Annotated in this window: 2 protein-coding genes and 1 pseudogene; 2 read left to right on the top strand and 1 reads right to left on the bottom strand. The window is 64.0% G+C overall.

Going from position 1 to position 1,798, the window contains the following annotated elements; genetic code table 11:
- Nucleotides 1-9: 9 nt before the first annotated feature.
- A complete protein-coding gene (locus AC3A35_RS27750; RefSeq protein WP_487439786.1) occupies nt 10-171 on the top strand; it encodes a hypothetical protein in 162 nt (53 codons plus the stop codon).
- Between the two features lie 101 nt (nt 172-272).
- On the opposite strand, the gene AC3A35_RS27755 is transcribed toward AC3A35_RS27750, so the two are convergent.
- A complete protein-coding gene (locus AC3A35_RS27755) occupies nt 273-1,190 on the bottom strand; it encodes a TetR/AcrR family transcriptional regulator (RefSeq protein WP_487439785.1) in 918 nt (305 codons plus the stop codon).
- A gap of 453 nt (nt 1,191-1,643) precedes the next feature.
- On the opposite strand from AC3A35_RS27755, the pseudogene AC3A35_RS27760 reads away from it, so the two are divergent.
- A pseudogene (locus AC3A35_RS27760) lies at nt 1,644-1,798 on the top strand (branched-chain amino acid ABC transporter permease); the annotation flags it as partial.

Consider the following 1,798-nt stretch of genomic DNA (forward strand, 5'->3'; position numbering starts at 1 on the left):
ACGCCCCCGGTGGGGATGAACGTGTACATCATCAGCGGCGTGGCCCGCGACATCCCGATGGCCACCATCTTCCGCGGCGTGCTGCCCTTCCTCGCCTCCGACATCCTTCGCATCTTCCTGCTCGTGCTCTTTCCCAGCATCTCGCTGGTGGCACTGTGGGTGGTCAGCTGAGTCTCTTCCTCACCCCGGCCAGCCCGGGTAGTTGGAGCGCACATTCGGGCGATCCCTTGCGGGGTCGCCCTTTCTTTATCGGGTGTGCGTCCGTGGTCTTGTCAGGGGGCGACGCCCTTGCGCACCATCTCGACCATTGCGTCGGCGATGTCCTTCGGGCTGCGCCGGCCGGCGCGATACCACAGGTAGATCCAATTCATGCCGCCGAGCAGGAACAGCCGCAGCAGTGAGCGATCGGTGCCCGGTGCCACCGGCAGGGCGTTGATCAGGTCGCGGAAGACGTTCTCGTAGTCTTCCCGGTAAGGCTGGATCTTGGCCAGCAACTCCTGATTGCCGGTGAAGGACAGGCTGTGGCCGGTGATGCGATCCACCGGCGAGCCTTCGACGATACCGCTGACGTGGACTTCGGCGGCGCGCCGCAAGCGGTCCCACGGCTCGCTGCCTTCGTCGGCCGCCGCCTTGACCCGCGCCAGTACGCGCTGGAAGCCCTCGCGGTGCACCGCCAGGTAGAGCTCGTCCTTGGACGGGAAATAGTGATAGACCGAGCCCGGCAGCAGGCCGACCTTGCGTGCGATGTCGCGGATCGAACTGCGGTCGTAGCCCTGGTCCGAGAACAGCTCGGCAGCAGCGTTCAGGATCAGTTGCCGCCGCTCGAGCGGCTCGCCCCCCGAATCGCCGGTGGTGTCGCCGCCGTTTCCGTCCAGGGCCGTCTCGCCGCGGGAAAGGCGTGCACTCAGTTCGCCGCGTTCGAGCAGCCGGCGCTGGTTCTCGGTCAGTGCGTCCATCCCTTCGCCCGCTTCGCTGGCGAGCGCCTGCAGGCGTTTTACCGCCGTTTCCAGCCCGTGTTTCTGCCAGATGTAGCGCACGCCGGAGGCCGAGATCTGCAATCCGTTCAGGCGCAGACGCTCGGCCACTGCGGCTTGCCCGAGTTCCGGTTCGCTGCGGGCAAGGGCAAGGATCTCGGCCTCGACGTCTGGCGGATCGATGCTGGGGTCAGCCTGTATGGAAGCCTGGTTCATCGAATTGGATGTGGGGGTAAGGGGAGGTGGAGCGTCGTTTGCGGAGATGGGCCGAATCATACGGTTACCTGCGCGAGTGGGATAGCGGCTGTCGACATAGCCGTAACATAGACCTAACTAATCAATTGAACAAGTGTTTGACAAGCTAGTTTGTTCTTGCTAACTTGCACGCATCGCGGCTTCATGCCGAACCGACCCGGACAGAGTGGCTCGAGCCACCGGTGGGCCGGGGCGCCGTAACAGACGTCAAACCCAGGAGGAGTCAGAACATGAGCAGACAGTCCCATCCCGTACCGCGTCCTGCGGTCACCCCTTTCCCGAAGCTCCATGCAGTCGCCGTGCTCGCATCGTCGCGCTGTCGCATGCCGGCCTGAGCGGCCCGCTTTTCTGGGCAATTCGTAAAAACATCAATTGGAAGGTCGCTGCCTGCAGGGCAGGGGCTCGGGGTTCGTCATGGATTTTCAGATAGCACTGTTGCTGGGACAGGACGGCATCACCAACGGGGCGATCTACGCCCTGCTGGCGCTGGCTCTGGTGCTGGTGTTCGCGGTCACGCGGGTGATCTTCATTCCGCAGGGCGAGTTCGTCGCCTTCGGTGCGTTGACGCT

It is taken from the genome of Azoarcus sp. Soil_N_20 (genome assembly GCF_057656155.1).

What these genes read in the sequence shown, in the direction of transcription:
- AC3A35_RS27755 (WP_487439785.1), bottom strand. Translation starts at nt 1,190, where the DNA reads ATGAACCAGGCTTCCATACAGGCTGACCCCAGCATCGATCCGCCAGAC.